This is a genomic window from Streptomyces desertarenae (genome assembly GCF_042681365.1).
GTDB classification, from domain to species: domain Bacteria; phylum Actinomycetota; class Actinomycetes; order Streptomycetales; family Streptomycetaceae; genus Streptomyces; species Streptomyces desertarenae.
In genome coordinates this window covers 209,091-234,967 of sequence record NZ_JBHUFU010000006.1, presented here as the reverse complement: position 1 = coordinate 234,967, position 25,877 = coordinate 209,091, and the positions used below count along the sequence as shown (strand labels likewise).

Annotated in this window: 19 protein-coding genes; 13 read left to right on the top strand and 6 right to left on the bottom strand. The window is 74.9% G+C overall.

Annotated features, from left to right (window positions below; translation table 11 throughout):
* The first annotated feature begins 535 nt into the window (after window positions 1-535).
* From ACFSJS_RS12585 to ACFSJS_RS12560, 6 genes are all read left to right on the top strand, one after another.
* The gene (locus tag ACFSJS_RS12585) at window positions 536-3,274 is read left to right on the top strand and encodes an FG-GAP-like repeat-containing protein (RefSeq protein WP_380899485.1); all 2,739 of its coding nucleotides are present in this window, start codon (window positions 536-538) and stop codon (window positions 3,272-3,274) included.
* 177 nt (window positions 3,275-3,451) lie between these two features.
* Window positions 3,452-4,084 (top strand): RNA polymerase sigma factor, encoded by a 633-nt coding sequence (locus ACFSJS_RS12580; RefSeq protein WP_380899483.1) that lies wholly within the window; start codon window positions 3,452-3,454, stop codon window positions 4,082-4,084.
* Between the two features lie 35 nt (window positions 4,085-4,119).
* Window positions 4,120-5,307, top strand: a complete 1,188-nt coding sequence (locus ACFSJS_RS12575; RefSeq protein ID WP_380899481.1) for a hypothetical protein — start codon at window positions 4,120-4,122, stop codon at window positions 5,305-5,307.
* 652 nt (window positions 5,308-5,959) lie between these two features.
* Window positions 5,960-7,570: an N-acetylmuramoyl-L-alanine amidase gene (locus ACFSJS_RS12570; RefSeq protein ID WP_380899479.1), complete on the top strand. Its 1,611-nt coding sequence runs from the start codon at window positions 5,960-5,962 to the stop codon at window positions 7,568-7,570.
* Window positions 7,571-7,748: 178 nt separating this feature from the next.
* The gene (locus ACFSJS_RS12565) at window positions 7,749-10,619 is read left to right on the top strand and encodes an alpha/beta fold hydrolase (RefSeq protein ID WP_380899477.1); all 2,871 of its coding nucleotides are present in this window, start codon (window positions 7,749-7,751) and stop codon (window positions 10,617-10,619) included.
* A complete protein-coding gene (locus ACFSJS_RS12560; RefSeq protein WP_380899475.1) occupies window positions 10,616-11,521 on the top strand; it encodes an ABC transporter permease in 906 nt (301 codons plus the stop codon). Before ACFSJS_RS12565 ends, ACFSJS_RS12560 begins: the two co-directional genes overlap by 4 nt.
* Before the next feature lie 145 nt (window positions 11,522-11,666).
* On the opposite strand, the gene ACFSJS_RS12555 is transcribed toward ACFSJS_RS12560, so the two are convergent.
* On the bottom strand, window positions 11,667-13,319 hold the full coding sequence (locus ACFSJS_RS12555) for a family 20 glycosylhydrolase (RefSeq protein WP_380899473.1): 1,653 nt from the start codon (window positions 13,317-13,319) through the stop codon (window positions 11,667-11,669).
* 256 nt (window positions 13,320-13,575) lie between these two features.
* Between ACFSJS_RS12555 and ACFSJS_RS12550 the strand changes: the two genes are divergently transcribed.
* The 5 genes from ACFSJS_RS12550 to ACFSJS_RS12530 all read left to right on the top strand — a co-directional run bounded on the left by ACFSJS_RS12550 (window position 13,576) and on the right by ACFSJS_RS12530 (window position 17,712).
* Window positions 13,576-14,214, top strand: a complete 639-nt coding sequence (locus ACFSJS_RS12550) for a 2-oxo-4-hydroxy-4-carboxy-5-ureidoimidazoline decarboxylase (protein ID WP_380899471.1) — start codon at window positions 13,576-13,578, stop codon at window positions 14,212-14,214.
* A gap of 137 nt (window positions 14,215-14,351) precedes the next feature.
* Window positions 14,352-14,732 carry a succinate dehydrogenase, cytochrome b556 subunit gene (gene sdhC, locus ACFSJS_RS12545; RefSeq protein WP_093661581.1) on the top strand — a complete coding sequence of 127 codons (381 nt, stop codon included), beginning with the start codon at window positions 14,352-14,354 and terminating at the stop codon, window positions 14,730-14,732.
* 4 nt (window positions 14,733-14,736) lie between these two features.
* Entirely contained in the window at window positions 14,737-15,168 is a 432-nt protein-coding gene (locus tag ACFSJS_RS12540; RefSeq protein ID WP_380899469.1) for a succinate dehydrogenase hydrophobic membrane anchor subunit, read from the top strand.
* Between the two features lie 25 nt (window positions 15,169-15,193).
* A complete protein-coding gene (sdhA, locus tag ACFSJS_RS12535; protein ID WP_380899467.1) occupies window positions 15,194-16,948 on the top strand; it encodes a succinate dehydrogenase flavoprotein subunit in 1,755 nt (584 codons plus the stop codon).
* Window positions 16,948-17,712 carry a succinate dehydrogenase iron-sulfur subunit gene (locus tag ACFSJS_RS12530; RefSeq protein WP_380899465.1) on the top strand — a complete coding sequence of 255 codons (765 nt, stop codon included), beginning with the start codon at window positions 16,948-16,950 and terminating at the stop codon, window positions 17,710-17,712. The genes sdhA and ACFSJS_RS12530 overlap by 1 nt, the downstream gene beginning before the upstream one ends.
* A 149-nt stretch (window positions 17,713-17,861) precedes the next feature.
* Here ACFSJS_RS12530 and ACFSJS_RS12525 read toward each other — a convergent pair whose 3' ends face one another.
* Complete coding sequence (locus ACFSJS_RS12525; RefSeq protein WP_380899463.1) at window positions 17,862-19,241, bottom strand: metallophosphoesterase; 1,380 nt, start codon at window positions 19,239-19,241, stop codon at window positions 17,862-17,864.
* A gap of 57 nt (window positions 19,242-19,298) precedes the next feature.
* Window positions 19,299-19,550 carry an SCO4848 family membrane protein gene (locus ACFSJS_RS12520; RefSeq protein ID WP_380899461.1) on the bottom strand — a complete coding sequence of 84 codons (252 nt, stop codon included), beginning with the start codon at window positions 19,548-19,550 and terminating at the stop codon, window positions 19,299-19,301.
* A 171-nt stretch (window positions 19,551-19,721) separates the two neighbouring features.
* Here ACFSJS_RS12520 and ACFSJS_RS12515 point away from each other — a divergent pair, with 171 nt between their 5' ends.
* Window positions 19,722-21,203 (top strand): D-alanyl-D-alanine carboxypeptidase family protein, encoded by a 1,482-nt coding sequence (locus ACFSJS_RS12515; protein WP_417823718.1) that lies wholly within the window; start codon window positions 19,722-19,724, stop codon window positions 21,201-21,203.
* A 93-nt stretch (window positions 21,204-21,296) separates the two neighbouring features.
* On the opposite strand, the gene ACFSJS_RS12510 is transcribed toward ACFSJS_RS12515, so the two are convergent.
* Both ACFSJS_RS12510 and trpS read right to left on the bottom strand, forming a co-directional pair.
* Complete coding sequence (locus ACFSJS_RS12510; RefSeq protein WP_380899459.1) at window positions 21,297-21,878, bottom strand: 2'-5' RNA ligase family protein; 582 nt, start codon at window positions 21,876-21,878, stop codon at window positions 21,297-21,299.
* Window positions 21,879-21,934: 56 nt separating this feature from the next.
* Window positions 21,935-22,948, bottom strand: coding sequence for a tryptophan--tRNA ligase (trpS, locus tag ACFSJS_RS12505; RefSeq protein ID WP_380899457.1), 1,014 nt, complete (start codon window positions 22,946-22,948; stop codon window positions 21,935-21,937).
* Between the two features lie 213 nt (window positions 22,949-23,161).
* Here trpS and rocD point away from each other — a divergent pair, with 213 nt between their 5' ends.
* Window positions 23,162-24,403: an ornithine--oxo-acid transaminase gene (gene rocD / locus ACFSJS_RS12500; protein WP_380899455.1), complete on the top strand. Its 1,242-nt coding sequence runs from the start codon at window positions 23,162-23,164 to the stop codon at window positions 24,401-24,403.
* A gap of 40 nt (window positions 24,404-24,443) precedes the next feature.
* Here rocD and pdxR read toward each other — a convergent pair whose 3' ends face one another.
* Window positions 24,444-25,877, bottom strand: coding sequence for a MocR-like pyridoxine biosynthesis transcription factor PdxR (gene pdxR / locus ACFSJS_RS12495; RefSeq protein ID WP_380899453.1), 1,434 nt, complete (start codon window positions 25,875-25,877; stop codon window positions 24,444-24,446).

Below are 25,877 nucleotides of genomic sequence, written 5' to 3'. Positions count from 1 at the left end.
GAACGCGCCGGGGAGGGGGTGCGGGGAACGCGGGCGGGCGGTGTGGAGGAGCCGAGTAACAGATTTCGAGGTCCCGGCGCAGATGTGGTTGACGGGCCCCGCTCCGCGGCGGCCCGCACTCGACGACGGCCGGGGTCTCTCCTGTGGGGGGTGGCGACCCCGGCCGTCTTCGCGTTCCCGGGTGTCTTCGCGTCCTCCGGCCGTCCTCCACGTGTCCGGCGGACCTCCTCCGCGTGTCCGGCGGACCTCCTCCACGTGTCCGGCGGGCCTCTTGGGCGTGCCCCGCGGGCGTCCCCCGGGTGTCCGGCGGATTGCACCGCCCGCGGCCGCCCCGCCGGCCGGCTTCCCGCCGCTCTCCGTCTTTCCGTGTCCTTCTCGTGTCCGCATCGTGTCCTACCAGGCGTGATGCCGGGCCGCCCCGGTGCGCTGGATGAACGGAGCCCTTGGTTCCGGGGGGCGCCGGGCACACGACGCCCCGTCACCGGGACCATGGGGCCTTCCCCAAGGCCATCCGAGACGACAAGGGGCGGGACACGTGAGTCCGCGAAGAGAGAGAGCACGAAGAGCACCGGGTCTGCGCAGGAGGGCCTGGCTGACCCTGGCCGCCGTCGTGGCGAGCGGCGCCGGACTGGCGACCGTGGCGGTCGCCGGCCCGTCCGAGGGCCGGGGGCCGTCCGCGGCGCCGTCGCCGGTCAAGGTCTACTCCGTCAACCTCCAGCCCAGGGGCGAGGACAAGAGCGTGGTGACCCGCCGCGACACCAAGCCCTTCAGCCTGCTGGGCATCTCCTGGCCGCGGGTCACCGCCGAGCTGGAGGGGCGGGCCGAGGTGCGCACCCGCAGCGCCGAGACCGGCGAGTGGACGCCCTGGCGGGAGCTGGGCCTGGACCTGCACGCGCCCGAGGGCGCGGAGGGCCGCGAGTCCGCCGCCCGGGGCGCGACCGAGCCGCGCTGGGTGGGTCCCTCCGACGGCGTCGAGGCCCGTGTGGTCTCCGAGGACGGGCAGACCACCGCGGACTTCCCCGCCGGAATGCGGCTCGACCTGGTGGACCCGGGCGTGACGCCGCGCGAGGCGAGGAGGGCGGACACCTTTGCCGCCGCCCCCGCCGCCCGTGCGGCGGAGGGCCCGGCGCCCGCCGCCACCGGCAGCGGCCCGGCGCCGTCGCCCGAGCCCGCCGGGGCGCAGACCACCGACCCGGCCACGTCCGGGAGTTCCCCGGCGGTCCGGACCACCGAGCCCGCCGCCGCCGGGACGCCCGCGGAGGACGGCACCACGAGCCCGTCGCCGACCGCGGCCGAGCCGACCGTGCCGCCCGCGCCCGAGTCGACCGTCACCCGGCCCCCGATCGTCTCCCGCGCCGCCTGGGGCGCCGACGAGTCGATGGTCGAGGAGCCCTCCGGCTACCTGGAGGACGGGATCAAGGCCGCGTTCGTCCACCACACGGCGCTCGAGGACACCAACTACAGCTGCTCCCAGTCGCCCGCGATCGTGCGGTCGCTCATGACGTTCCACATCGAGAGCAACGGATGGAACGACCTGGGCTACAACTTCCTGGTCGACAAGTGCGGCACGATCTTCGAGGGCCGGCACGGCGGTGTGGACCTGCCCGTGCACGGAGCCCACACCTACGGCTTCAACAGCTACTCCACCGGCATCGCGGTGATCGGCAACTACGCCACCGGCGACGTTCCCAGCTCCACCGTGACCGACGCCGTCGCCCGGATCACCGCCTGGAAGCTCGGCCAGTACGGCGTGGACCCCACCGGCAAGGTCACGCTGACCGCCGCGGCCGACACCGGCGTGTGGAAGGCCGGTGAGCAGGCGACGCTCCACACGGTCTCCGGCCACCGCGACGGCTACGCCACCGAGTGCCCCGGCCAGGCCCTCTACGACGAACTGCCGGAGATCCGGCGCTTCGCCGCGAGCCCGGCCGCGAGCTCCGCCGCCCCGACCGCCGACGTCAACCGCGACGGCATGGCCGACATGGCGGCGGGCACCCACCGCGCCGCCGTCGACGGCAGGTCGGCCGCGGGCTCCGTCACCGTGGTGCCCGGCGGCGTGGACGGCCCGGTGGACACCGCCAGGATCGTCCTCTCCCAGTCCAGCCCCGGGGTCGCGGGCGCCTCCGAGGCCGGTGACGAGTGGGGCGCGGCCACCGCGTACGGCGACGTCGACGGCGACGGGTACGCGGACCTGGCGGTCGGTGCGCCGGGCGAGGACGACACGCTGGGCAACGGCGACTCCGGCGCGGTGACCGTCCTGTACGGCCCCGGTCTCGACCGGGGCACGTGGCTGGAGGCCGACGCCGCGGACCGCACGGGCGGGGCCCGGTTCGGCTCGACGGTCGCCGTCGGCGACTTCGACAGCGACGGCACCGCCGACGTCTTCACCGCCTCCCGCAACCCGGCCGGCTGGTGGGCGTTCGACGTCGCCGACGGCTCGGTGCGCAAGGGCGCCCTGCAGACCGGCGCGGCCGGCGGCGTCGACCACCTCTCCTCCACCACCGGCGACTTCGACCGCGACGGCTACGCCGACGTGGTCGTGAGCCACCTGGACTCCGGCGGCACCGGGCTGCTGACCCTGCTCAGCGGCTCGCCCGAGGGCCTGGAGTACGTCGGCCTGGCGTCCGTCCGGGGCGGCCGCTCGGTCGCCGCGGGCGACATCGACGGCGACGCCTACGCCGACCTGGTGGTCGGCCAGCCCTACGCCTCCGAGTCCGGCGCCTACGCCGGCGGTCAGATCACCGTGCTGCCCGGCTCGCCGGACGGCCCGACCACCACCGGCCGGCAGGTCTTCCACCAGGACAGCGCGGGCGTGCCGGGCGCGGCCGAGGCCGGCGACGCGATGGGCTGGTCCGTCGCGGTCGGCGACGTGGACGCCGACGGGTACGACGACGTCCTCACCGGCCTGCCCTTCGAGGACATCACCCGCGACGGCGCCAACCAGGCCAACGCCGGCATGACGATGCTGCTGTACGGCTCCTCCGGCGGGCTGAGCAGTTCCGGCGTGGCCTCCTTCCACCAGGACACCCCCGGCATCGACGGGGCGACCGAGACCGACGACCGCCTCGGCAGTGCGGTCCTGCTCGCCGACCTGTCCGGCTGGAGCCGCGCCGACCTCGCCATCGGCGCCGCCGGGGAGGACTCCTTCGACGGGACGATCCTCCAACTCGACGCCGGGAGCGCGGGCGTCTCCACCACCGGGGGCGTCTACTACCACCGCTGGAAGCTGAGCACCCCGGCGGGCGTCCAGCTGGGGCACCTGCTGGCGCCGTGACCGGGTGACCGGTTCGGAGCGGCCGGGGGCCGGGCGGGACGTCCCGTCCGGCCCCCGGCGCCGTCCGGCCCCGCCCCCGCGGACGGTCCGGCGGCCCCACGTCGACATGGCGTCAACCCGACGGTGTGGCCCGCATCGTGTCGACGTGCCGCGCGCGGGCGTGGAAGGATCCCCTCCGTGAGCGATGTGGCGGCTGGAGGCGGCAGGGGCGTCCCCCCGGAGTCCCCAGGGGACCTGAACGCCGCCGTCCGCGGTGTCCGGCGGGGCGACGAGGCGGCCTTCCGTGCCGTCTACCGCTCGCTCAACCCCGAACTCCTCCGGTACGCGGCCGTCATCGTCGGCCAGGACGCCGAGGACGTGGTGGCCGAGACGTGGTTACAGATAGCCCGGGACGTCCTGCGCTTCGAGGGCGACGGCGCGGCCTTCCGCCGGTTCGCCCTGGCGGTGACGCGGAACCGGGCCCGCGACGTACTGCGCCGCAGGAAGAGGCGGGTGCAGGAGATCTCCTTACCGACGGAGGAACTGCCCGAGCCGCGTGTCTCCGCCGCGTCCGGCGGCTCCGTGGCACCGGACGCGGCGGAGGTGGCGGGAACCGAACTGTCCACCCGTGAGATCGTCTCCCTGATAGCCACCCTGCCGGGCCCCCAGGCGGAGGCGGTACTGCTGCGCGTGGTCCTGGACCTGGACACGAGGAGCACGGCCGAGATCCTCGGCAAGCGGCCGGGCGCGGTGGCGATGGCGCTGTCGCGCGGTCTGAAGAAACTGGCCCGGTTGGTGGAACGGCCCGAGGCAACGGCGGTACGGAGGTGAACGATCCGATGCGGGACGGGGAGGAAGGCGCCCGTGTGACGGAGGCCGCGCTGCGCCGTCTGATCGCCGAGGGCGCCAGGCCGGGTCCCGGGCTCCGCGGATCCGACGACATGCCGCCGGACAGCAGCCTCCGCGCCCTCGCGGTCGCCCTCAACGCCGCGGCGGCGCCGGGCGCCGGTGGCCTCAAGGGCGAGGAGGAGGCGGTGGCGGCCTTCCGCGCCGCCTGCGAGGAGCGGGCGGCGCAGTCCGCCCCGACCGGCCTGCGGGGCCGGCTGGCCCGCCTGGCCCGGCGTCTGGGACGGACGCGCACGGGTGCGCTGGGCGTGGTCGTGGCCGCCGCGCTCGGCGGCGGGGTGGCGGTGGCCTCCGGCGGGGTCCCGCTCCTGCCCGGGAACGAGCCGCCGGCGGACACGGCCGCGGGCCCGCCCCCACCGGACGGCGTCTCCCCGTCGTCCCCCGCCCAGGGGCGCCACAACACCCCGTCGCCGGAGGACGGTCCGGGTTCGCCGGATCCGCACCCCGGCCGCGTGTCGCCCTCCGACGTCCCTCAGCGGATCGTCGCGCTGTGCCGTTCCCAGGTGCGGGAGCCGGACTCCGTACCGGGGAGGCCGCTGTCCGAGGCGGCCGGCGGCCGCGACCGGGTGGCCGAGTACTGCGTGCAGGTGCTGGCGGCCGCCGCGGCGCCCTCGGGCTCCGGCGGGGACCGGCAGGGTGGCGGCGGCGCTTCCGGGAGCGGTGGCGGTCCCGCCGGGTCCGGTGGCGGCAACAGCGGCGGCACCGGCAGCGCGAACGGCGGCGACCGGGGTGGCGCGAACAACGGGAACCCCGGGAGCGGCGGCACCGGCCGGGCCGACGACCGGGGAAGCAGCGGCACCGGCAACCCGAACAGCGGCAGCGGGAACACCGGCGGCAACCCGAACAGCGGCAGCGGAAACACCGGCGGCGACCGGGCCGGCGGCCCGGGGAACGGCGGCCGGGGCACCGCGAACGGCGGCGTCGGCTCCGGCGGCGGCACCGGCAGCGCGAACGGCGGCGACCGGGGTGGCGCGAACAACGGGAACCCCGGGAGCGGCGGCACCGGCCGGACCGACGACCGGGGAAGCAGCGGCACCGGCAACCCGAACAGCGGCAGCGGGAACACCGGCGGCGACCGGGCCGGCGGCCCGGGGAACGGCGGCCGGAGCGGCGAGGGCGCCCCTCGCCCGCGGGGAAACTCTGCGTGAACTTCAGCCGTACCCGTGGTCCGGTCGGGAGCCGGTCACATCGGGCCGCGTACTCCCCCCCGGCCTCTAAGCGGAACGGCTTCACCGGCCGAGTGACGCTGTTCCGGCGACGGTCCGCGATCTCGCGGACCGCCTGGTAACGCCCGGCGGCCCTTCCCGCCAAGGTGACTGGGAGGCGGGCGGCGCGTGCCGTAGCGGAACCGGCGGCCGGTCCGATCCGCGACCGTCCCCTTCTGGCCCGCCCGTCACTCCGCCCCCTTTTGCCCCCTTCATCCCCTCGATGACGCGCGACGACCGGCTGGGGTATAACCGGCCCGTTCAGCAGCGGACGAGTTGCTGCGCGTCGGCCTGCCCGTGCCTACCGGTCGCGGTGCCGCCCCGAGCCGGGGCACGTCACCGCATTTCCGCGGGCAGGAGAGCGCGTCGCGGCCGCGGTACCCGCGGCGGTCCCCACCGCTTTCCGTCACCGGCGCGCCCGGCGAGCCCCCGCACACGGCTCGCACGGGCCCTTCGTCCGTGCCCGCGCCCGGACGCCGCCGACCGCCGGACGAGGCGGAGGGAATCCGGCGGCAACCGGACGCACCGACTTCTTCCCGAAGGGGGATTGGGACACGTGAGATCCGCGAGAAGCCATGCCCGTCGATCGGCGGGCGTGAAGCGCCGGACCTGGCTGGCGGTCGGCTCCGTCGTGCTCGGGGGTTCGGCGGTGGCGACACTCGCCGTCGCCACCACCTCGGACGACCACGGGCGGGGCGACGACTTCCGGCCCGTGGCGGCCTACACCGAGACCTTCCGGGGCGGCGACCCGAAGAAGCGCTCGGTCCCGCGCACCGAGACCCGGCTCTTCTCCATGCTCGGCGTCTCCTGGAAGGACCCCGGGGCCGAGTTCGACGGCACCGCCCAGATCCGCACCCGCAGCGCGGAGACCGGAGCCTGGACGGACTGGCAGGACCTCGACCTGGACATCCGGCCGCCCGAGACCGAGGAGGGCCGGGACGGCGGGGTGCGCGGCGCCTCCGAGCCACTGTGGGTCGGGAAGTCCGACGCGGTCGAGGCCCGGGCCCTGGCGGACGACGGGGGGTCGGCCGAACTGCCCGGCGGCCTCCGCCTGGACCTGATCGACCCCGGCGAGCTGGGCGAGGACATCGGAGGCGGCTGGCGCAAGGTCGGCGACTTCGGCAAGGGCCGGGACACGCAGGAGCCGACCGAAGAGCCCAGCGGCGCGCCCTCCCCCACCGAGGAGCCCACCGACGAGCCCACCGAGGAACCCACCGGGGAGCCCTCTCCCACCGACGAGCCGACGGGGGAGCCCACCGAGGAGCCCACCGGCGCACCCTCCCCCACCGACGAACCCACCGACGAACCCACCGAAGAGCCCTCCCCCACCGAGGAGCCGACGGGGGAGCCCACCGGCGCGCCCTCCCCCACCGAGGAACCCACCGGGGAGCCCACCCCCACCGACGAGCCGACGGGCGAGCCCACCGAGGAGCCCACCGGCACACCCTCCCCCACCGGCGAACCCACCGAGGAGCCCACCGGCACACCCTCCCCCACCGACGAACCCACCGACGAGCCCACCGAAGAGCCCTCCCCCACCAACGAACCCACCAGCGAACCCACCGACGAACCCACCGGCAGCCCCACGAGCGAGCCGCCCGGGACGGGGGCGCCGCGGATCGTCAGCCGCGCCCAGTGGGGTGCCGACGAGTCGCTGGTCCAGGACCCGCCCTCCTACCTCGGCCGGGTGGACGCCGTCTTCGTCCACCACACCGCCGGCACCAACGCCTACGACTGCACCGAGTCGGCGGCCCTCGTCCGCGGCATCCTCACGTACCACGTCAAGACCAACGGCTGGAACGACATCGGCTACAACTTCTTCGTCGACAAGTGCGGCACGGTCTTCGAGGGCCGCGCCGGCGGCGTCGACCGGGCCGTCCGGGGCGCCCACACCTACGGCTTCAACGGCTACTCCACCGGCATCGCCGTCCTCGGCAACTACGAGGACGGCGGACGGCCCACCCAGGCCGCACTGGCGTCCGTCGCCCGGGTCTCCGCCTGGAAGCTCGGCCTGTACGGCGTCGACCCGGCCGGCAAGGTGACGCTCACCGCCGCGGGTGACACCGGCGTGTGGAAGAACGGCGAGCGAGCGACGCTCCACCGGATATCCGGCCACCGCGACGGCTACGCCACGCTGTGCCCGGGCGCGAACCTCTACTCCCAGCTCCCGGGCATCCGCACCCAGGCCGCCGCGGCGTCCTCCTGACCGCAAGGCGCACCGGAGCACCTCGCCGGAGCGCCTCGCCGGAGCCCTCCGGCCTCCCGGCCGACCACCGCGGCCCGGCCGTCCCGCACACCGGGGCGGGCGGGCCGCGGCCCGTCTCCGGCCCGCCGTCGCCGCCCGGGGTTCCGCCCGCGGGCGGCGCACACCGTAGGGTCGGGCCATGGATCTCCGACTGACCCGGTTCCGCGGCCGGTTGCTCGCGGCGGCCGCCGCCGTCGCCGCCCTCGCCGGGGCCGGCGTGTGGGCGGCCGTCCCGGAGGACGGGCCGGCGGTGCACCGCGTGGAGCGGGCGTTCACCGTGCCCGAGTCTCCCGGCGGCGACGGCACGGTCCGCGTCGACGCCTCCTACTTCACCGCCGGCGATCCGGACGGGCGCCGCCCCGCGGTCCTGCTGGCCCACGGTTTCGGCGGCAGCAAGGCGGACCTGCGCGGGCAGGCCGAGGAACTGGCGCGTGCCGGGTACGCCGTGCTGACCTGGTCGGCGCGCGGCTTCGGCGCCTCCACCGGCCGGATCGGGCTGAACGACCCCGAGCGCGAGGTGGCCGACGTCAGCCGCATGATCGACTGGCTGGCGGAGCGGCCCGAGGTGCGGCTCGACGGCGAGGGCGATCCCAGGGTGGGAGTGGCGGGCGCCTCCTACGGCGGAGCGGTCTCGCTGCTGGCCGCCGGGTACGACGACCGGGTCGACGCCATCGCCCCGAGCATCACCTACTGGGACCTCTCCGAGGCGCTCTTCCCCGGTGGCGTCTTCAAGGAGCTGTGGGCCGGCGTCTTCTTCACCACCGGCTCCACCGGCTCCGCGCCCTCCGCCGCCGGGGCGGTACCCGGCGGCGGCTCCGGGCCCGAGGCACCCGCCGGCTCCGGAGCGGGCACCGGCCCCGGGGCCGACACGGGCACCGCTCCGGAAGCCGGCGCGGGCACCGCCCCCGGCCCGGGGGCCGGCCCCGGCCCCGGTTCCCCCCGGGGAGCCGTCGGCTGCGGCCGCTTCTCCCCCGAACTGTGCGAGATGTACGAGCGGGTCGCCGTCTCGGGCGAGCCGGACGAGGCCGCCCGCACGCTGCTGCGCGAGCGCAGCCCGGTGGCGGTCGCCGACCGGATCGACGTGCCCGCGCTGATCGTCCAGGGCCGGTCCGACTCGCTCTTCCCCCTCGACCACGCCGACGCCATGGCCGAGGCGATCCGCGCCAACGGCGCACCCGTGGCGGTGGACTGGATCGCGGGCGGCCACGACAGCGGCTCGCAGACCGAGGCGGACCGGATCGGGGACCGGACGCGCGCCTGGTTCGACCGCCACCTCAAGGGCGACACCGGTACCGACACCGGTCCGGCCTTCCGCGTCACCCGCACCGGCGGCATGGACACCACCGACGGGGAGGTGCGGCTGCGCGCGGCGGACGCCGACCGGTACCCGGGCCTGTCGGCCGGCGACCGGACGGTCCCGCTGCGCGGACCCGGGCAGTCCTTCGCCAATCCCGCGGGCGGCGGACCGCCGGCCGTCTCCGCCGTGCCGGGCCTGGGCGGCCTGGGCGGCCTGCCGGAGCTGGGCGTGAGCCTGTCCCTGGACTACCCCGGCCAGCACGCCCGCTTCGAGTCCGCGCCGCTCCGGGAGGCCGTGCAGGTCACCGGCTCCCCCTCGGTGCGGGTGCGGGTGGCCACGGACGCCGGCGGCGGGGAGGCGGTGCTGTTCGCCAAGCTCTACGACGTCGGCCCCGACGGGCGGCAGGTCCTTCCCGCCCAGCTGGTGGCGCCGCTGCGGGTCACCGGGGCCGGGGAGGGCCGCACGGTGGAGGTGCGGCTGCCCGCGGTCGACCACCGCTTCGAGGCCGGGCACCGCATGCGGCTGGTGCTCTCGGCCACCGACCTGGCCTACGCCTCGCCGGCCGAGCCGGCCGTGCACACCGTCTCCCTGGCCGGGGGCGGGATGAGCGTGCCGGTCGTGCCGGGTCTGGAGGCCGAGGCCGATCCGCTGCCGTGGTGGGTGTGGGGCCTGCCGCTGATCGGGGCCGCGGCGGCCGCCGCGCTGCTGCTGACCGGCCGCCGGGCTCCGGCCGCCCCCTCCCCGGGCGCCGGCGCCGTGCCGGATCCGGCCGGTTCGGACCCCGGCCCGGAGCGGGCGGACGTCCCCCTGGAGATCACCGGCCTGTCCAAGCGGTACGCGGGCTCCACCGACCGCTACGCCGTGCGCGACCTGTCCTTCCGCGTCGAGCGCGGCCAGGTGCTGGGCCTGCTGGGTCCCAACGGCGCGGGCAAGACCACCACGCTGCGCATGCTGATGGGCCTGATCACCCCCGACAGCGGCGAGATCCGCGTCTTCGGCCGGCGCGTGCGGCCGGGTGCGCCGGTGCTGTCGCGGGTCGGGGCGTTCGTCGAGGGCGCGGGCTTCCTGCCGCACCTGTCCGGCCGGGCCAACCTGGAGCTGTACTGGCAGGCCACCGGGCGCCCCGGGAGGGACGCGCACCTGGAGGAGGCGCTGGAGATCGCCGGCCTCGGCGACGCCCTGGAGCGCGCGGTGCGCACCTACTCGCAGGGCATGCGGCAGCGGCTGGCGATCGCCCAGGCCATGCTGGGCCTGCCGGACCTGCTGATCCTGGACGAGCCGACCAACGGCCTGGACCCGCCGCAGATCCGCGAGATGCGGGAGGTGATGATCCGCTACGCCTCCGGCGGCCGTACGGTGATCGTCTCCAGCCATCTGCTGGCCGAGGTCGAGCAGACCTGCACGCACCTGGTGGTCATGGACCGCGGGCGGCTGGTGCAGGCGGGCCCGGTGGAGGAGATCACCGGTTCCGGCGACACCGTGCTCGTCGGGGTGCGGGGCCCGGTCCCCGAGGCGCTGCCGGAGAAGGTGGCGGCCCTGCCCGGCGTGGGGTCGGCCGTGCCGTCCGAGGAGGGGCTGCTGGTGCGGCTCGACGGCGCCTCCGTGACGGAGCTGCTGGCCGGGCTGCTGCGGCTGGAGGTCCCGGTGGTCGGCGTCGGGCCGCACCGCCGTCTGGAGGACGCCTTCCTCACCCTGATCGGAGGAGAGCGATGACCGCCACCCCCACCCCCGCTTCGCCCCCCGTACCCCCGGGCGCCCCGGCACCCGGGCCGTCGGGCGCGGCACCCGGCTGGCACCCGCGGCGCACCCTGCCGCTGCGCGTGGAGGCGGTGCGGCAGCTGCGGCGCCGCCGGACCCTGGTGACGGGGCTGGTCCTGGCCGGACTGCCGCTGGTGCTGATCGCGGCCTTCGCGATCGGCGGCGAGCCCGAGCGCGGCGGCCGGCGGATCAACCTGATGGACACCGCCACGGCCACGGGCGCCAACTTCGCGGCCATGGCGCTGTTCGTCTCGGCGAGCTTCCTGCTGGTGGTGCCGGTGGCCCTGTTCTGCGGCGACACGGTGGCCTCCGAGGCGAACTGGTCCTCGCTGCGCTACCTGCTGGCCGCGCCGGTGCCGCGCTCGCGGCTGCTGCTGAGCAAGCTGGTGGTGGCCCTGGCCTTCAGCGCCGCCGCGATGGTGCTGCTGCCGCTGGTGGCACTGGTGACGGGCACGGTGGCGTACGGCTGGGGCCCGCTGGAGCTGCCGACGGGCGGGACGCTGCCGGCGGGCGAGGCGGTGGGGCGGCTGGCGGTCGCGGTGGCGTACATCTTCACCGCCCAGCTGGTGACGGCCGCGCTGGCGTTCTGGCTGTCGACCGCCACCGACGCGCCGCTGGGCGCGGTGGGCGGCGCGATCGGCCTGACGATCGTCGGCACCATCCTGGACGCGGTCACCGCGCTGGGCGACTGGCGCGAGCTGCTGCCCGCCCACTGGCAGTTCGCCTGGGTGGACGTGTTCAACAGCGAGGTGGAGTGGGGCGGGATGGTCCGGGGCGCCTCGGTGTCGGTGGCGTACGCGGTGGTGCTGTTCGCGCTCGCCTTCCGCCACTTCCGGGCCAAGGACGTGGTGTCCTGACGCCGGCGGGCGCGGGGGCGCCCGGCGCCCGTGCGGTCGTCCGGCGGTGCGGCGGCGCTCCGCCGGGCCGGCCCGGCGGAGCGGCCCCCCGCGGCCGCCGGCGTCGGCGGTCCGACGGTCCCGGCCGCACCGCACCGGCGCCGCCTCACGTCACGCGGTCGGCCAGCTCCCGGAAGTCCGGCCAGTCCAGGGCGGGGGGTCCGGGGTTCCACAGCTTCTGGGCCAGGGCCCGCAGCGGCATCCGCACCCCGCGGGCGACCTGCTCGGCGGTCTGGGCCCCGGCCAGGTCGCACCAGACGGCCAGCCGTCCTCCCGGGACGCGGTCCGGTCCGGCCAGCTCGCCGGGGACGGGTTCGGTGCCGCGCAGCACGGCCGGGGTCCACTCCTCGTAGATGCGCTCCCCGGTGGGGTAGGTGAACTCGTTGGGTTCGCCGAGGACGTAGTAGAGGTACTCGTCGTTGAGGTTGACCACCTCCCAGCCCTCCTCCAGGTACTCCTCGGGCTCGCGGGCGCCGATCTCCTTGCCCGTCCAGTAGGTCACCTGGCGGGGCTCGCTGGGCCGCACGACCCCGCCGGGGTGCTGCCCGTCGTTCCACACCTGGGGAGTGAAGCCCTCCTTCCGCACGGTGGCGGCGCGGTCGTTGAGCCAGGCCGCCGCCAGGTCCCGGATGCCGGCGCGGGAGCCGTGCTCGCGGCGGGCGGCCCCGGCCAGCTCCGGGTAGGAGGCCTCGGGGTCGGAGGCCGCGAGCGCCCGGTACTCGTCGCCGCCCAGGTGCCAGTACGGGCCGGGTCCGGGCTGGTCGCGGAAGAGGGGGGCGTACTCGCGCAGCAGGTCGTCCACGAGGCGCGCCGAGCGCGGGTCGGAGATGTCGATCGCGCCGGGGGCGGGGTCGCCGTCGGCGTCGCGCAGCCGGAGCTCGGGGTGGGCCTCCAGGACGGCTCCGAGGTGGCCGGGCGAGTCGATCTCGGGGATGACGGCGATGTGCCGGGAGTTGGCCAGCTCGACGATCCGGCGCAGTTCGGCCTTGGTCAGGTGGGGGTCGGAGACGACCTCGGGGTGCGAGGTGCTCTCGACCCGGAAGGCCTGGTCGTCGGAGAGGTGGAGGTGGAGCTGGTTGAGCTTGAGGTCGGCCATCTCCCGGATGCGGTCCTCGATCCAGCCGGCGTCGAAGTGCTTGCGGGCGATGTCGAGCATGAAGCCGCGCTGGGGCCGGTCGGGCCAGTCCCGGACGGTGCCCGCGGGCATCCGCCCCCCGCCGCGGACGGCCTGGAGGAGGGTGCGGGTGCCGTGGAAGACCCCGGTGTCGGTGCGGCCGGTGACGGTGACCCTGCCGAAGGCGGCGGTCAGCGCGTAGCCCTCGCGGCCGCGCACCTCGTCCTCGGGGGCGTCGGGGTCCAGGACGAGTTCGACGTCGCCGGGCCCGGCGGGGCCGCCGGAGCGTCCGGCCTCCAGCTCCCCGGCGAGCAGGTCGGCCTCGTCGTCCAGCTCCCCGCCGGGGTCGGCCACGACGCGGGTGCCGGGGCCGGGCTGCCAGCCGATGCCGGGCTCGGGCTCCCACTGCCGCACGGCGGGGACCGCCCCGGGGGCCGGGGGCAGGAGGACGGCGGGGACGTCGGCGGCCTCCCCGGCCCAGCCGCCTCCGCCGTCTTCCCCGCCGTCGCCTCCGTCGCCGCCTCCCCCTCCGCCGCCGTCCGGCAGCACCAGGACGGCCGCCAGCACGGCGGCGGCCAGGGCGGCGAGCACGGCGGCGACGGCCGGCGGCTTCATGCGGGAGGTGCGCCTGCGTCTACGTCCCATGGGGTGACCGTATTGCCCCTTTCCAGTACTCAACCGTCAAGCATGCGCCCCAAGTCCTTCTCGTCCGGGTGAAAACCCACTTTCCACCGGGCGCCCTCTTCCGCGTATCGTTACCGTTGCGTCATCTTCCGTCACACGATCACCTCAGTCACCGGCACCATCACCAGAACGCACCGGTGCGGCCGCCGGACGGCCGCCGGCACCGCCGCCCGCGTCCCGTGACGCCCCCGACATCTCCCCCGTGCCCGAGGAGTCCATGCGCCTGCCCCCTCAGCGAAGCGAGGCGACGCCGCTCCACCGCCTCAACAGCGCCTCGCCCGCCGAGCTGCGGGACGCCCTGCTCACCTGCTGCGGCAGCCCGCGCTGGGCGGACAGCATCATCGAGCACCGCCCCTACCCGGACCTGGAGGCACTGCTCGCCGCGGCGGACGAGGCCGGCTACGACCTCACCGACGAGGATCTGTCCGAGGCGCTGAGCAGGGAGTCCTCGCCGGGGCCGGGCCACGGGGACCTGCTGTACGGCGGCCACCGGCTCACCATCTCCGGGCCGGGCGCGCTCGCCGCCCACACGGCGTTGCGCGCCGCGCACGCCGCGTACGAGAGCCGCTTCGGCTACGCCTTCGTCCTCTGCGTGGACGACGTCAGCGAGGAGGAGGCCGTCGGCCACGTCCTCGCCGCGATCCGCACGCGGCTGGGCAACGAGGCCGAGCAGGAGCGCGCCGTCGCCGCCGACGAGCTGCGCCGCATCGCGCGCGGGCGGCTGGCCCGGCTGGTGCTGGAGGGGCGGATGCCCCCCGGTCCGGGCGGTGGAACGGGGTCCGGACGCCAGGCCCCGGGGTCGGGACCGGGCACGGTTCCGCGGGATCTGGCTCCCAGCCCGGCCGTGCCTGATTGATCACATCTGGCCCCCCGGGGGAACCGTCGCCCCGGTATCTCGTTACCATGGCCATCGGCCGGTGGACCGTACCCGGCCGGGCCAGACCGACACCGAAGCCGGCCGGCCCCGTGATACCGCTCCCGGAGGGGATTTCCGTGCCGGCTGGAACGCTGTACCGCGGCCGGGAAGGCATGTGGTCCTGGGTGGCTCATCGAGTCACCGGCGTCCTCATCTTCTTCTTCCTGTTCGTGCACGTCCTGGACACGTCGCTCGTCCGCGTCTCCCCCGAGGCGTACGACGACACCGTGGCGGTCTACAAGACGCCTATCGTCGCGCTGCTGGAGTACGGCCTGGTGGCCGCCATCCTCTTCCACGCGCTCAACGGCCTTCGGGTCGTCGCCGTCGACTTCTGGTCGAAGGGCACCAAGTACCAGCGCCAGATGCTGTGGACCGTGATGGGCATCTGGATCGTGCTGATGATCGGGGCGCTGTACCCGGTCCTCGGGCACGCCGTGAGCGAGCTGTTCGGGAGCTGACGACATGGCCTTCGACGTAGACAACCCCGCCCCCCTCATCGAGCCGCCCCGCGCCCGCACGAGCCGGACCCCCAAGGTCACGCGCGGCAACTTCGAGATGCAGGCCTGGCTCTTCATGCGGCTGTCCGGCATCGTGCTGGTACTGCTCGTGGTGGGCCACCTGCTGATCCAGCTCGTCCTGGACGGCGGCGTCAGCAAGATCAACTTTGCCTTCGTGGCCGGTCGCTGGGCCTCGCCCTTCTGGATGACGTGGGACCTGTTGATGCTGTGGCTGGCGATGCTGCACGGCGCCAACGGACTGCGGATCGTCATCAACGACTACGCCGAGCGGGACGGCACGCGCTTCTGGCTGAAGATGCTGCTGTACACCGCCACGGTGTTCACCGTCCTGCTGGGCACGCTGGTGATCTTCACCTTCGACCCGAACATCCGCTAGAGCCGGGGCTGAGGCACAGACTGTCATGAAGATCCACAAGTACGACACCGTCATCGTCGGCGCCGGCGGCGCCGGCATGCGCGCCGCCATCGAGGCGACGAAGCGCAGCCGCACCGCGGTGCTGACGAAGCTCTACCCCACCCGCTCCCACACCGGCGCCGCCCAGGGCGGCATGGCCGCGGCCCTCGCGAACGTCGAGGAGGACAACTGGGAGTGGCACACCTTCGACACGGTCAAGGGCGGTGACTACCTGGTCGACCAGGACGCCGCCGAGATCCTGGCGAAGGAGGCCATCGACGCCGTCCTCGACCTGGAGAAGATGGGCCTGCCGTTCAACCGGACCCCGGACGGCACCATCGACCAGCGCCGCTTCGGCGGCCACTCCCGCAACCACGGCGAGGCCCCGGTCCGCCGGTCCTGCTACGCCGCGGACCGCACCGGCCACATGATCCTCCAGACGCTGTACCAGAACTGTGTCAAGGAGGGCGTGGAGTTCTTCAACGAGTTCTACGTCCTGGACCTGCTGCTGAACGAGGTCGACGGGGTCAGGCGCACCGCGGGCGTCGTCGCCTACGAGCTGGCCACCGGCGAGATCCACGTCTTCCAGGCGAAGGCCGTCATCTTCGCCTCGGGCGGCAACGGCAAGTTCTTCAAGGTCACCTCCAACGCGCACACCCTGACCGGCGACGGCCAGGCCGCCGCGTTCCGCCGGGGCCTGCCGCTGGAGGACATGGAGTTCTTCCAGTTCCACCCGACCGGCATCTGGCGCATGGGCATCCTCCTGACCGAGGGCGCCCGCGGCGAGGGCGGCATCCTGCGCAACAAGAACGGCGAGCGCTTCATGGAGAAGTACGCGCCCGTCATGAAGGACCTGGCCTCGCGCGACGTCGTCTCCCGCTCGATCTACACCGAGATCCGCGAGGGCCGCGGCTGCGGTCCCGAGGGCGACCACGTCTACCTGGACCTCACGCACCTGCCGCCGGAGCAGCTCGACGCCAAGCTGCCGGACATCACCGAGTTCGCGCGGACCTACCTGGGCATCGAGCCGTACACCGACCCGATCCCGATCCAGCCGACCGCGCACTACGCGATGGGCGGCATCCCGACCAACGTCATGGGCGAGGTGCTGGCCGACAACACCACGGTGGTGCCGGGCCTGTACGCGGCCGGCGAGGTCGCCTGCGTCTCCGTGCACGGCGCCAACCGCCTGGGCACCAACTCGCTGCTGGACATCAACGTCTTCGGCCGCCGGGCGGGCATCGCCGCCGCCGAGTACGCCGCGACCGCCGACTACGTCGACCTGCCGGACGACCCGGCCGCGTTCGTCGTGGAGCGGGTGGAGTCGCTGCGCTCCTCGGAGGGCACCGAGCGGGTCACCGAGATCCGCAAGGCGCTCCAGGAGACCATGGACAAGAACGTCATGGTCTTCCGCACCGAGCAGACGCTGAAGGAGGCCGTCGAGGAGATCGGCGCCCTGCGCAAGCGCTACCTGAACGTGTCGGTCCAGGACAAGGGCAAGCGGTTCAACACCGATCTGCTGGAGGCCATCGAGCTGGGCAACCTGCTCGACCTGGCCGAGGTGACGGCCGTCTCCGCGCTGGCCCGCAAGGAGTCCCGCGGCGGCCACTACCGCGAGGACTACCCGAACCGCGACGACGTCAACTTCATGCGCCACACCATGGCGTACCGCGAGGTTGGCGACGACGGCACCGAGTCGATCCGGCTGGACTACAAGCCGGTCGTGCAGACCCGCTACCAGCCGATGGAGCGTAAGTACTGATGGCCACTCCCGTCATGGAAAAGGCCGAGGCCGGCGCCCCGGCCAACGACAGCCCCTACATCACCGCGACCTTCCGCATCCGGCGGTTCAACCCGGAGGTCTCCGACGAGGCCACCTGGGAGGACTTCCAGCTCGAGATCGACCCCAAGGAGCGCGTCCTGGACGCCCTCCACAAGATCAAGTGGGAGATCGACGGCACGCTGACCTTCCGGCGCTCCTGCGCGCACGGCATCTGCGGCTCCGACGCGATGCGCATCAACGGCCGCAACCGGCTGGCGTGCAAGACGCTGATCAAGGACGTCAACCCGGACAAGCCGATCACCGTCGAGCCCATCAAGGGCCTGACCGTCCAGAAGGACCTGGTGGTCGACATGGAGCCGTTCTTCCAGGCGTACCGGGACGTGATGCCCTTCCTGATCACCAAGGGCAACGAGCCGACCCGTGAGCGCCTGCAGTCCGCCGAGGACCGCGAGCGCTTCGACGACACCACCAAGTGCATCCTGTGCGCCGCGTGCACGTCCTCGTGCCCGGTGTTCTGGAACGACGGCCAGTACTTCGGCCCGGCGGCGATCGTCAACGCGCACCGCTTCATCTTCGACTCGCGCGACGAGGGCGGCGAGCAGCGCCTGGAGATCCTCAACGACCGCGAGGGCGTGTGGCGCTGCCGCACCACCTTCAACTGCACGGAGGCCTGCCCGCGCGGCATCGAGATCACCAAGGCCATCCAGGAGGTCAAGCGCGCGCTGATCACGCGGCGCTACTGAGTCCCCCCGTCCGGGCCGCCGGCCCGGCACGGAGAAGGCGCCCCTCCGGGTTCTCCCGGAGGGGCGCCTTCTCCGTGCCGGGCGGCCGCCGGCGGCCCCGTGCCCCGGCCGGCGGCGGTGCGCCGGGACCGGCCGGGGCGCGGGACCGCTCAGGCCTGCGCGGAGGCGAGCTGCACCACGGTGATGTCGGACTCCGCGCCCACCCGCACCGGCGGCCCCCAGGCGCCCGCGCCCCGGCTGACGTACAGCTGGGTGTCGCCGTAGCGCTCCAGGCCCGCGAGGGTGGGGTTGGCGGCCTGGGCCGCGTAGGTGAACGGCCACATCTGGCCGCCGTGGGTGTGGCCGGAGAGCTGCAGGTCGACGCCGTGGTCCACGGCGTCGTGGATCATGACCGGCTGGTGGGCCATGAGCACCACCGCGCGGGAGGCGTCACGGTCGCCGAGGGCCCGCCCGAAGTCCGGCCCCTCGCCCTCCTCCTCGCCGGCGAGGTCGTTGACGCCCGCGAGGTCGAAGTGGGGCAGCTCGCGGCGGGCGTTCTCCAGGGGCTCCACGCCCAGCTCGCGGACGTGGTCGATCCACTCGCGGGCGTCCCCGAAGTACTCGTGGTTGCCGGTGACGAAGTACGAGCCGTCGCGCGAGCGGAGCTGCGCCAGCGGCTCCGCGGCCGGGCCGAGGTCGGCAACGGTGCCGTCCACCAGGTCCCCGACGACGGCGACCAGGTCGACGTCCGCCCGGTTGATGGTGTCGACGATCCGCTGGGTGTGGGAGCGGCCGAGAATCGGGCCCAGGTGGATGTCGCTGACCACGGCGATGCGGTAGCCGTGGGCGGCGCGGGGCAGCTTGGCCAGCGGCACGGTGACGCGCTTGAGCTTCGGTCCTCCCAGCACGCCGTACGCGCCGTAGCCGACCGTCCCGGCTCCCGCGACGGTCGCGGCGGCGGCCACGGTGCGGGCCACGAACAGCCGCCGCGACGGTCCCGGGGGCACCGGGTGCTCCGCGGTGCCGGTTCCGCCCCCGTCGCCGCCTCCGTCGCCCTCGTCGCCGCGGACGGCGAGGGCGGTGCCCGTTCCGGCCGTCCCCGCGCGCGCGCCGGCCTGTGTGCCGTCGGACCCCGCCGGCGCCGCCGGCCCGCCCGCGCGGACGGGCGCGGCCGCCTCGTGCTCCTGCTCGCCGCCCCCCAAAGCGGCGGGCGCCCGCCGGGCGGCGTCCCGTCGCTCCAGGGCGCGCCGCAGCAGCGGCCGCACCGCCTCGCCCACCACCAGGGCCAGCAGCAGGTACAGCAGCAGGGCGAGCCAGAGGTAGCCCGGCCAGGCCAGGATCCGCTTGAGGGCGAAGGGCGCGTCGGAGCGCCCCACGACCTGCGACCCGACGGTGGTCAGGGGCAGCAGGACGACCAGTGCCGTGCCCACCCGCCTGTACCAGCCGCCGCGCCGCGACACGTCGCGGACCAGCCGCCGCCACAGATACCAGTGCGCCGCCACCAGCACGCACACCACCAGCAGCGCGACCCCCGCGTAGACCACGACCATCCTCGGTTCAGCTCCCCTGCCCTGTTGTCCGTCCTCCCCGCAACGCTTCGCGGGTGGTCAGGCGTTCCTCCGCCCGCGCCGCAGCGCCCGCAGGCCGCGCAGCCCGACGATCCCGATCGCCGTGCCCAGCGCCAGGGAGGTCACGGCCAGCAGCAGGTGGACCCAGAAGTAGGCGGTGGGGTCGCCCGCGTCGTCGAACGCCAGGCCGCTGGCGTCCTTCCACAGGTTCCTGACGAAGGTGGTCCACACGAACCAGCTCCAGATGCCGAAGGCGAGCAGGAACCACGAGACGGGGCGGGAGAGTTTCACACCTCCAAGTATGTCTATCGGACCAACGGAATCACCGGCAGGGGCGGTAGGAACCACCGCGATGGTCCCCTCGCGGGCCCGTCCGTGCTCCGGGACCGGTACGTTCGCTGCGTGTCGAAGACTCACCGTGCTGTCCCCCGCGCGCACCGTGTGCGCAGCGCCCGCGGCCGGCTGGCCGCCACCGCCGTCCTGTTCCTGCCGTGCCTGCTCGCCACCGCTCCGGCCGCCGCGGCCGGGGCCGCGGAGGAGAAGCCCGGGGAGCCCAGTCCGCCCGCGCTGATGTCCACGGTGGGAGGCGACCGGCTCGGCCTGCCCGGGACCCAGATACAACCGCGGGCCGGTGCCGGCGTCCCCGAGCTGCCCGCCTCCCTCACCTCCCGGTCGTGGATCGTGGCGGACGCCGAGACCGGCGACGTGCTCGCGGCCAAGAACGCGCACTGGCCCCTGGCTCCGGCCAGCACCCTGAAGATGCTGTTCGCCGACACCCTCCTGCCGAAGTTCGACCCCGAGACCGTCCACCGGGTCACCCGGGAGGAGCTGCTGGAGGTCGGTCCGGGCAGCAGTCTGGTGGGCGTCAAGGAGGGCCTCACCTACACCGTCCGCGACCTGTGGCTGGGCGTCTTCCTCCGTTCGGGCAACGACGCGGTCCACGTGCTGGCCGAGATGAACGGCGGCAAGGAGGAGACCGTCCGCGAGATGAACGAGCACGCCCGCGAGCTGGGCGCGCTCGACACCCACGTCGTCAGCCCCGACGGCTACGACGCCGAGGGGCAGGTCTCCTCCGCCTACGACCTGACCCTGATCGCCCGCTCGGGCATGCAGAAGCCCGACTTCCGCGCGTACGCCGCGACCGTCCGGGCCACGTTCCCCGGCGACGTGGAGAAGGGCGAGGACGGCGAGAGGAAGCGCGGGACGTTCGAGATCCAGAACACCAACCGCCTGCTGACCGGCGACGTCGGCCTGGAGCCGTACGAGGGCATCGCCGGGGTCAAGAACGGCTACACCTCTCAGGCCGGGTCCACTTTCACCGGGGTCGCCCAGCGCGGCGACCGGGTGCTGCTGGTGACCGCCATGCACCCCGAGGGGAACGGCGTCCGCGTCTACCAGGAGACCGCCGCCCTCCTGGACTGGGGGTTCGAGGCGGCCGACGACGTCGTCCCCGTCGGGCAGCTGGTGCCGCCCGAGGGCGTGCGGGACGGCAGCGGCAAGAACACCGACGGCCGGCCCGCCGGACAGCGGGAGGACACCGCCGCCGCCCCCTCCGGCCACACGGCGGCGGGTGCGCACGGGCCGTCGGGCGGGGCGGACACGGCCCTGCTGGTCGGCGCCGCGGCGCTGCTGGCGCTGGGCGCGGGGGCGTACGGGGTGCACCGCCGCTGGCCGCTGCCGAGCCTGTCCGGTTCGCCGGGTGCGGGACGCGGCAGGCGGGCCCCGGCGGCCCTGGGCAGCCCGGAGAACCCCGGCACCCTGGAGCGGCTGCTGGGCAGCGCGGCGGCCACGAAGTTCGTGGTGGTGCTGCGGCGGACGGGCGCGTCCGCGGAGGCGCCCCCGGCGGCGGCCGCGGACGGCGGGGGGCCCGGTCGCGGGGGGCCCGCCGCGGACGGGAAGGCACCGGCGGCCCCCGGGGCCCCGGACGGCCCCGCAACCCCCTAGGACCGCAGGAGGACGCCTCGGGCCCCCTGGAGGGGGGCCCGAGCGATCACGGCGAGCGGTTCCCGGCCCCCGGCCGGCGAGAGCGGCGGCGCGTCAGAGCGAGGGGGCCGGCGGTCTGGAGAAGGCCGGCCGGTGCGGCCGCGGCAGGGAGTGGGCGCCGAAGGCGAACTCCCTCTGGAGCCGCCAGACGCCGTCCCCGCCCTGCTCGTACAGGGCGAAGCCGGTCGTCGTCCACGACGCCTCGAAGTCGGCCAGCTCCTCGTAGGCCCGGTCCATCGCCTCCTCCGCGATGCCGTGCGCGACGGTGACGTGCGGGTGGTACGGGAACTGGAGTTCGCGCGCGAGCGGGCCGTCCGCGGCGCGGACGCGCTCCTGGAGCCGGCCGCAGTCCGAGGCGCCCTCGGCGACCCGCACGAAGACCACCGGCGAGAGCGGGCGGAAGGTGCCCGTGCCCGACAGCCGCATCGGGAAGGCCTCCCCGGCCGCGGCCACCCGGGCGAGGTGCTCCTCGATCTCCGGGCGGCGGCCGGGGTCCACCTCGGTCGGCGGCAGGAGGGTCACATGGGTGGGGATGCCATGGGCCGCGAGGTCGCCGAAGCCCGCGCGACGCTGCTGGAGCAGGCTGCCGTACGGCTCCGGGACCGCGATCGATACGCCGAGCGTGACGGTCCCCACGTGCGTCTCCTTCCTGGTCTGCCTCGTGCCGTCCCCCTGGCCGTTCCCGCAGCCGATCAGTGCCCGGCGGGTACGAAGCCCACCTTGTCGTATGCCCTGGCGAGGGTCTCGGCGGCCACCTTCCGGGCCTTCTCCGCCCCCCTGGCCAGTACGGAGTCCAGCGTCTCGGGGTCCTCCAGATATTCCTGGGTGCGCTCCCGGAAGGGGGCCACCCAGGCGGCGACGACCTCGGCGAGGTCGGTCTTGAGCGCACCGTAGCCCTTGCCGGCGTACTGCTGCTCCAGTTCCGCGATACCGGTGCCGGTGAGGGTGGAGTAGATCACCAGCAGGTTGCTGATGCCGGGCTTCTCCTTCTCGTCGTACCGGATCTCCGTGCCGGTGTCGGTCACCGCGCTCTTGATCTTCTTCGCGGAGACCTTCGGCTCGTCGAGCAGGCTCACCACGCCCTTGGGCGAGGCGGCGGACTTGCTCATCTTCACCGTCGGCTCCTGGAGGTCGTAGATCTTCGCCGTCTCCTTCAGGATGTGGGCCGAGGGGACGGTGAAGGTGTGGCCGTAGCGGCTGTTGAAGCGCTCGGCGACGTCGCGGGTCAGCTCGATGTGCTGGCGCTGGTCCTCGCCCACGGGCACGCTGTCGGCCTGGTAGAGCAGGATGTCCGCGACCTGGAGGACCGGGTAGGTGAACAGGCCGACCGTCGTGGCCTCGGCACCCTGGCGCGCGCTCTTGTCCTTGAACTGCGTCATCCGCGACGCCTCGCCGAAGCCGGTGAGGCAGTTCATCACCCAGGCGAGCTGGGTGTGCTCGGGGACGTGGCTCTGCACGAACAGGGTGCAGCGCTCCGGGTCCAGGCCGGCGGCCAGCAGCTGGGCGGCGGCCAGCCGGGTGGACGCCCGCAGCTCCTTCGGGTCCTGCGGGATGGTGATGGCGTGCAGGTCGACCACGGCGTAGAAGGCGTCGTGGGTCTCCTGCAGGTCGACCCACTGGCGGACGGCGCCGAGGTAGTTGCCGAGGTGGAAGGAGCCCGCGGTGGGCTGGATGCCTGAGAGAACACGGGGACGGTCAGTGGCCATGGCGTCATTCTCGCAGAGCGCTCGCCGCGGGCTCATCCGCGTTCCGGCCCCCGCGGGCGGGTGACGGATCCGGGAACACGCCGGAAACGGCCCGCGCCGCAGGGTTTCCGCGCGAAGCGGACGTACGACGATAGAGACAGGCGTCGCGTGCGGCGACCGCCGCACGATCGCCGGTGCTTCCGTCCACTCCGCCCACCCGATACGGAGCGTCCCATGGCCACTTCGACGCAGCCGCCCACCGGACCGTCCACCGGACGGTCCGCGGAGCTGATCGCGACAGCCGACGCGCACAGCGCGCACAACTACCACCCCCTGCCGGTCGTCGTCGCCTCGGCGGAGGGCGCCTGGATGACGGACGTCGAGGGCCGGCGCTACCTCGACCTGCTCGCCGGCTACTCGGCTCTCAACTTCGGCCACGGCCACCCCCGGCTGCTGGCGGCCGCCCGGGCCCAGCTCGACCGGCTCACCCTCACCTCGCGCGCCTTCCACCACGACCGCTTCGCCGCCTTCTGCGCCGAGCTGGCGGAGCTGTGCGGCATGGAGGCGGTGCTGCCGATGAACACCGGCGCGGAGGCGGTGGAGACCGCCGTGAAGACGGCCCGCAAGTGGGGCTACCGGGTCAAGGGAGTGCCCGGCGGGCGGGCGAAGATCGTCGTCGCGGAGAACAACTTCCACGGCCGCACCACCACGATCGTCAGCTTCTCCACGGATCCGGAGGCGCGCGCCGACTACGCCCCGTACACCCCGGGCTTCGAGATCGTCCCCTACGGCGACCTGGAGGCGCTGCGGGCCGCGGTCGACGAGGACACCGTCGCCGTGCTGCTGGAGCCGATCCAGGGCGAGGCCGGGGTGCTGGTGCCGCCGCCGGGCTACCTGGCGGGCGTGCGGGAGCTGACCCGCGAGCGGAACGTGCTGTTCGTCGCGGACGAGATCCAGTCGGGCCTGGGCCGCACCGGGCGGACGTTCGCCTGCGAGCACGAGGGCGTGGAGCCCGACGTGTACGTGCTGGGCAAGGCGCTCGGCGGCGGCATCGTGCCGGTCTCGGCGGTGGTGTCGTCGGCGGAGGTGCTGGGGGTCTTCCGGCCCGGCGAGCACGGTTCGACCTTCGGCGGCAACCCGCTGGCGTGCGCGGTGGCGCTGGAGGTGATCGCGATGCTGCGGACGGGCGAGTTCCAGGAGCGGGCCGCCGAGCTGGGCGACCACCTCCACCGCGAGCTGGGCCTGCTGGCCGGCGGCGGCGCGGTGGAGGCGGTGCGCGGCCGGGGCCTGTGGGCGGGCGTGGACGTCGCCCCGTCGCTGGGCACGGGCCGCGAGGTCTCCGAGCGGCTGATGGAGCGGGGAGTGCTGGTGAAGGACACCCACGGCTCCACCATCCGCATCGCCCCGCCGCTGGTGATCTCCAAGGAGGACCTGGACTGGGGCCTGGACCGGCTCCGCGCGGTGCTGGGCGTCTGAACCCCGCGGCGAGGGCCCGTCCCGGCCGCCGGACGGGCCCTCAGTCCCCGCCCAGGGCGTCGCGCAGCGCCCGGCACAGGGCGTCCACGGCCGCGGCGAAGCCGTGCTCCGGCGGGGTGCCGTAGCCGACGACGATCCCGTCGGGGCCGCTGCCGGCGCTCTCCGGGTGCCGGAAGCGGGCGAGTTCCTCCACGGCCACTCCCGCCCGCCGCGCCGCCCGCATCACCGCCTCCTCCGTGCCCGGCGGGAGTTCCAGCACGACGTGCAGCCCGGCCGCGATGCCGGTGACCCGCACGGCGGGCACCCGCTCGGCGAGCGCGGCCACCAGCCGGTCGCGGCGGCGCCGGTAGCGCAGCCGCATGGCGCGCACGTGCCGGTCGTACGCGCCGGACTCCACGAAGTCGGCCAGGACGACCTGGTCCAGGGTGCCGCAGGTCTCCACCGTCTCCTTCCGGGCGGCCAGCACCGCGTCCACCAGCTGGCCGGGCAGCACCATCCACGCCAGCCGCAGCCCCGGCGCGAGGCTCTTGCTGGCGGTGCCGAGGTAGACCACCCGCTCCGGGTCGAGGCCCTGGAGCGCGCCGACGGACCGGCGGTCGTAGCGGAACTCCCCGTCGTAGTCGTCCTCCAGCACCAGCCCGCCGGTGGACCGGGCCCAGTCGACGACGGCCGCGCGCCGGTCGGGGTGGAGGGGGACGCCGGTCGGGAACTGGTGGGCCGGGGTGAGGAGGACGGCCCGCGCCCCGGTGCCGGGCAGGGCGGTCACGTCGGCGCCCCGGTCGTCCACCGGCAGCGGGACCGTCCGGGCTCCGGCGCGGGCGAGCAGGTCGCGGTGGAACCACAGGCCGCGGGACTCCACCGCCACCGTCCGTCCGACCAGGCCGCCCAGCAGCGCCAGGGCCCGGACGAACCCCGCGCAGACCACGATCCGGTCCGGCTCGGCGCGCACCCCGCGCGCCCGGGCGAGGTAGCCGGCCAGGGCCCGGCGCAGCTCCGGGCGCCCGCGCGGGTCCTCGTAGTCGTAGCCGAAGGCGGTGCCGGGCGCGGCGGTCAGGGCGCGGCGCGCGGAGGTGAGCCATGCGGACCGGGGGAAGGCGGAGACGTCCGGCCACCCGGGGCGCAGGTCGTGGCGGGGGCGCGGCGCGCGGGCGGACGCGGACGGTGTCCGGCGCGCGGCCGCGAGGCGGCGCGCGGCCGGTTCGGCCCGGGGGGCGACGCGGGTGCCGGAGCCCTGCCGGGCGGCGAGCCAGCCCTCGGCGACGAGTTCGGCGTAGGCGTCGGCCACGGTGTTGCGGGCGACGCCGAGGTCGGCGGCCAGCGAGCGGGAGGACGGCAGCCGGGTGCCGGGGGCGAGCCGGCCGGTGCGGACCGCCTCGCGCAGGGCGCGCGTCAGCGAGGCGCGCACCCCTCCCGGGCCTGCGAGGTCCAGATGGAGGTCGCTGCCGCCGCCCGAAGTGGCCCACGATTCCCGCAC

Bases quoted from the DNA above. Each gene is read 5' to 3' on its own strand.
- ACFSJS_RS12555 (WP_380899473.1), bottom strand. From the start codon at position 13,319: ATGGGACGTAGACGCAGGCGCACCTCCCGCATGAAGCCGCCGGCCGTC.
- ACFSJS_RS12525 (WP_380899463.1), bottom strand. From the start codon at position 19,241: ATGGTCGTGGTCTACGCGGGGGTCGCGCTGCTGGTGGTGTGCGTGCTG.
- ACFSJS_RS12550 (WP_380899471.1), top strand. From the start codon at position 13,576: ATGCGCCTGCCCCCTCAGCGAAGCGAGGCGACGCCGCTCCACCGCCTC.
- rocD (WP_380899455.1), top strand. From the start codon at position 23,162: ATGGCCACTTCGACGCAGCCGCCCACCGGACCGTCCACCGGACGGTCC.
- ACFSJS_RS12530 (WP_380899465.1), top strand. From the start codon at position 16,948: ATGGCCACTCCCGTCATGGAAAAGGCCGAGGCCGGCGCCCCGGCCAAC.
- ACFSJS_RS12540 (WP_380899469.1), top strand. From the start codon at position 14,737: ATGGCCTTCGACGTAGACAACCCCGCCCCCCTCATCGAGCCGCCCCGC.
- ACFSJS_RS12565 (WP_380899477.1), top strand. From the start codon at position 7,749: ATGGATCTCCGACTGACCCGGTTCCGCGGCCGGTTGCTCGCGGCGGCC.
- sdhA (WP_380899467.1), top strand. From the start codon at position 15,194: ATGAAGATCCACAAGTACGACACCGTCATCGTCGGCGCCGGCGGCGCC.
- ACFSJS_RS12560 (WP_380899475.1), top strand. From the start codon at position 10,616: ATGACCGCCACCCCCACCCCCGCTTCGCCCCCCGTACCCCCGGGCGCC.
- trpS (WP_380899457.1), bottom strand. From the start codon at position 22,948: ATGGCCACTGACCGTCCCCGTGTTCTCTCAGGCATCCAGCCCACCGCG.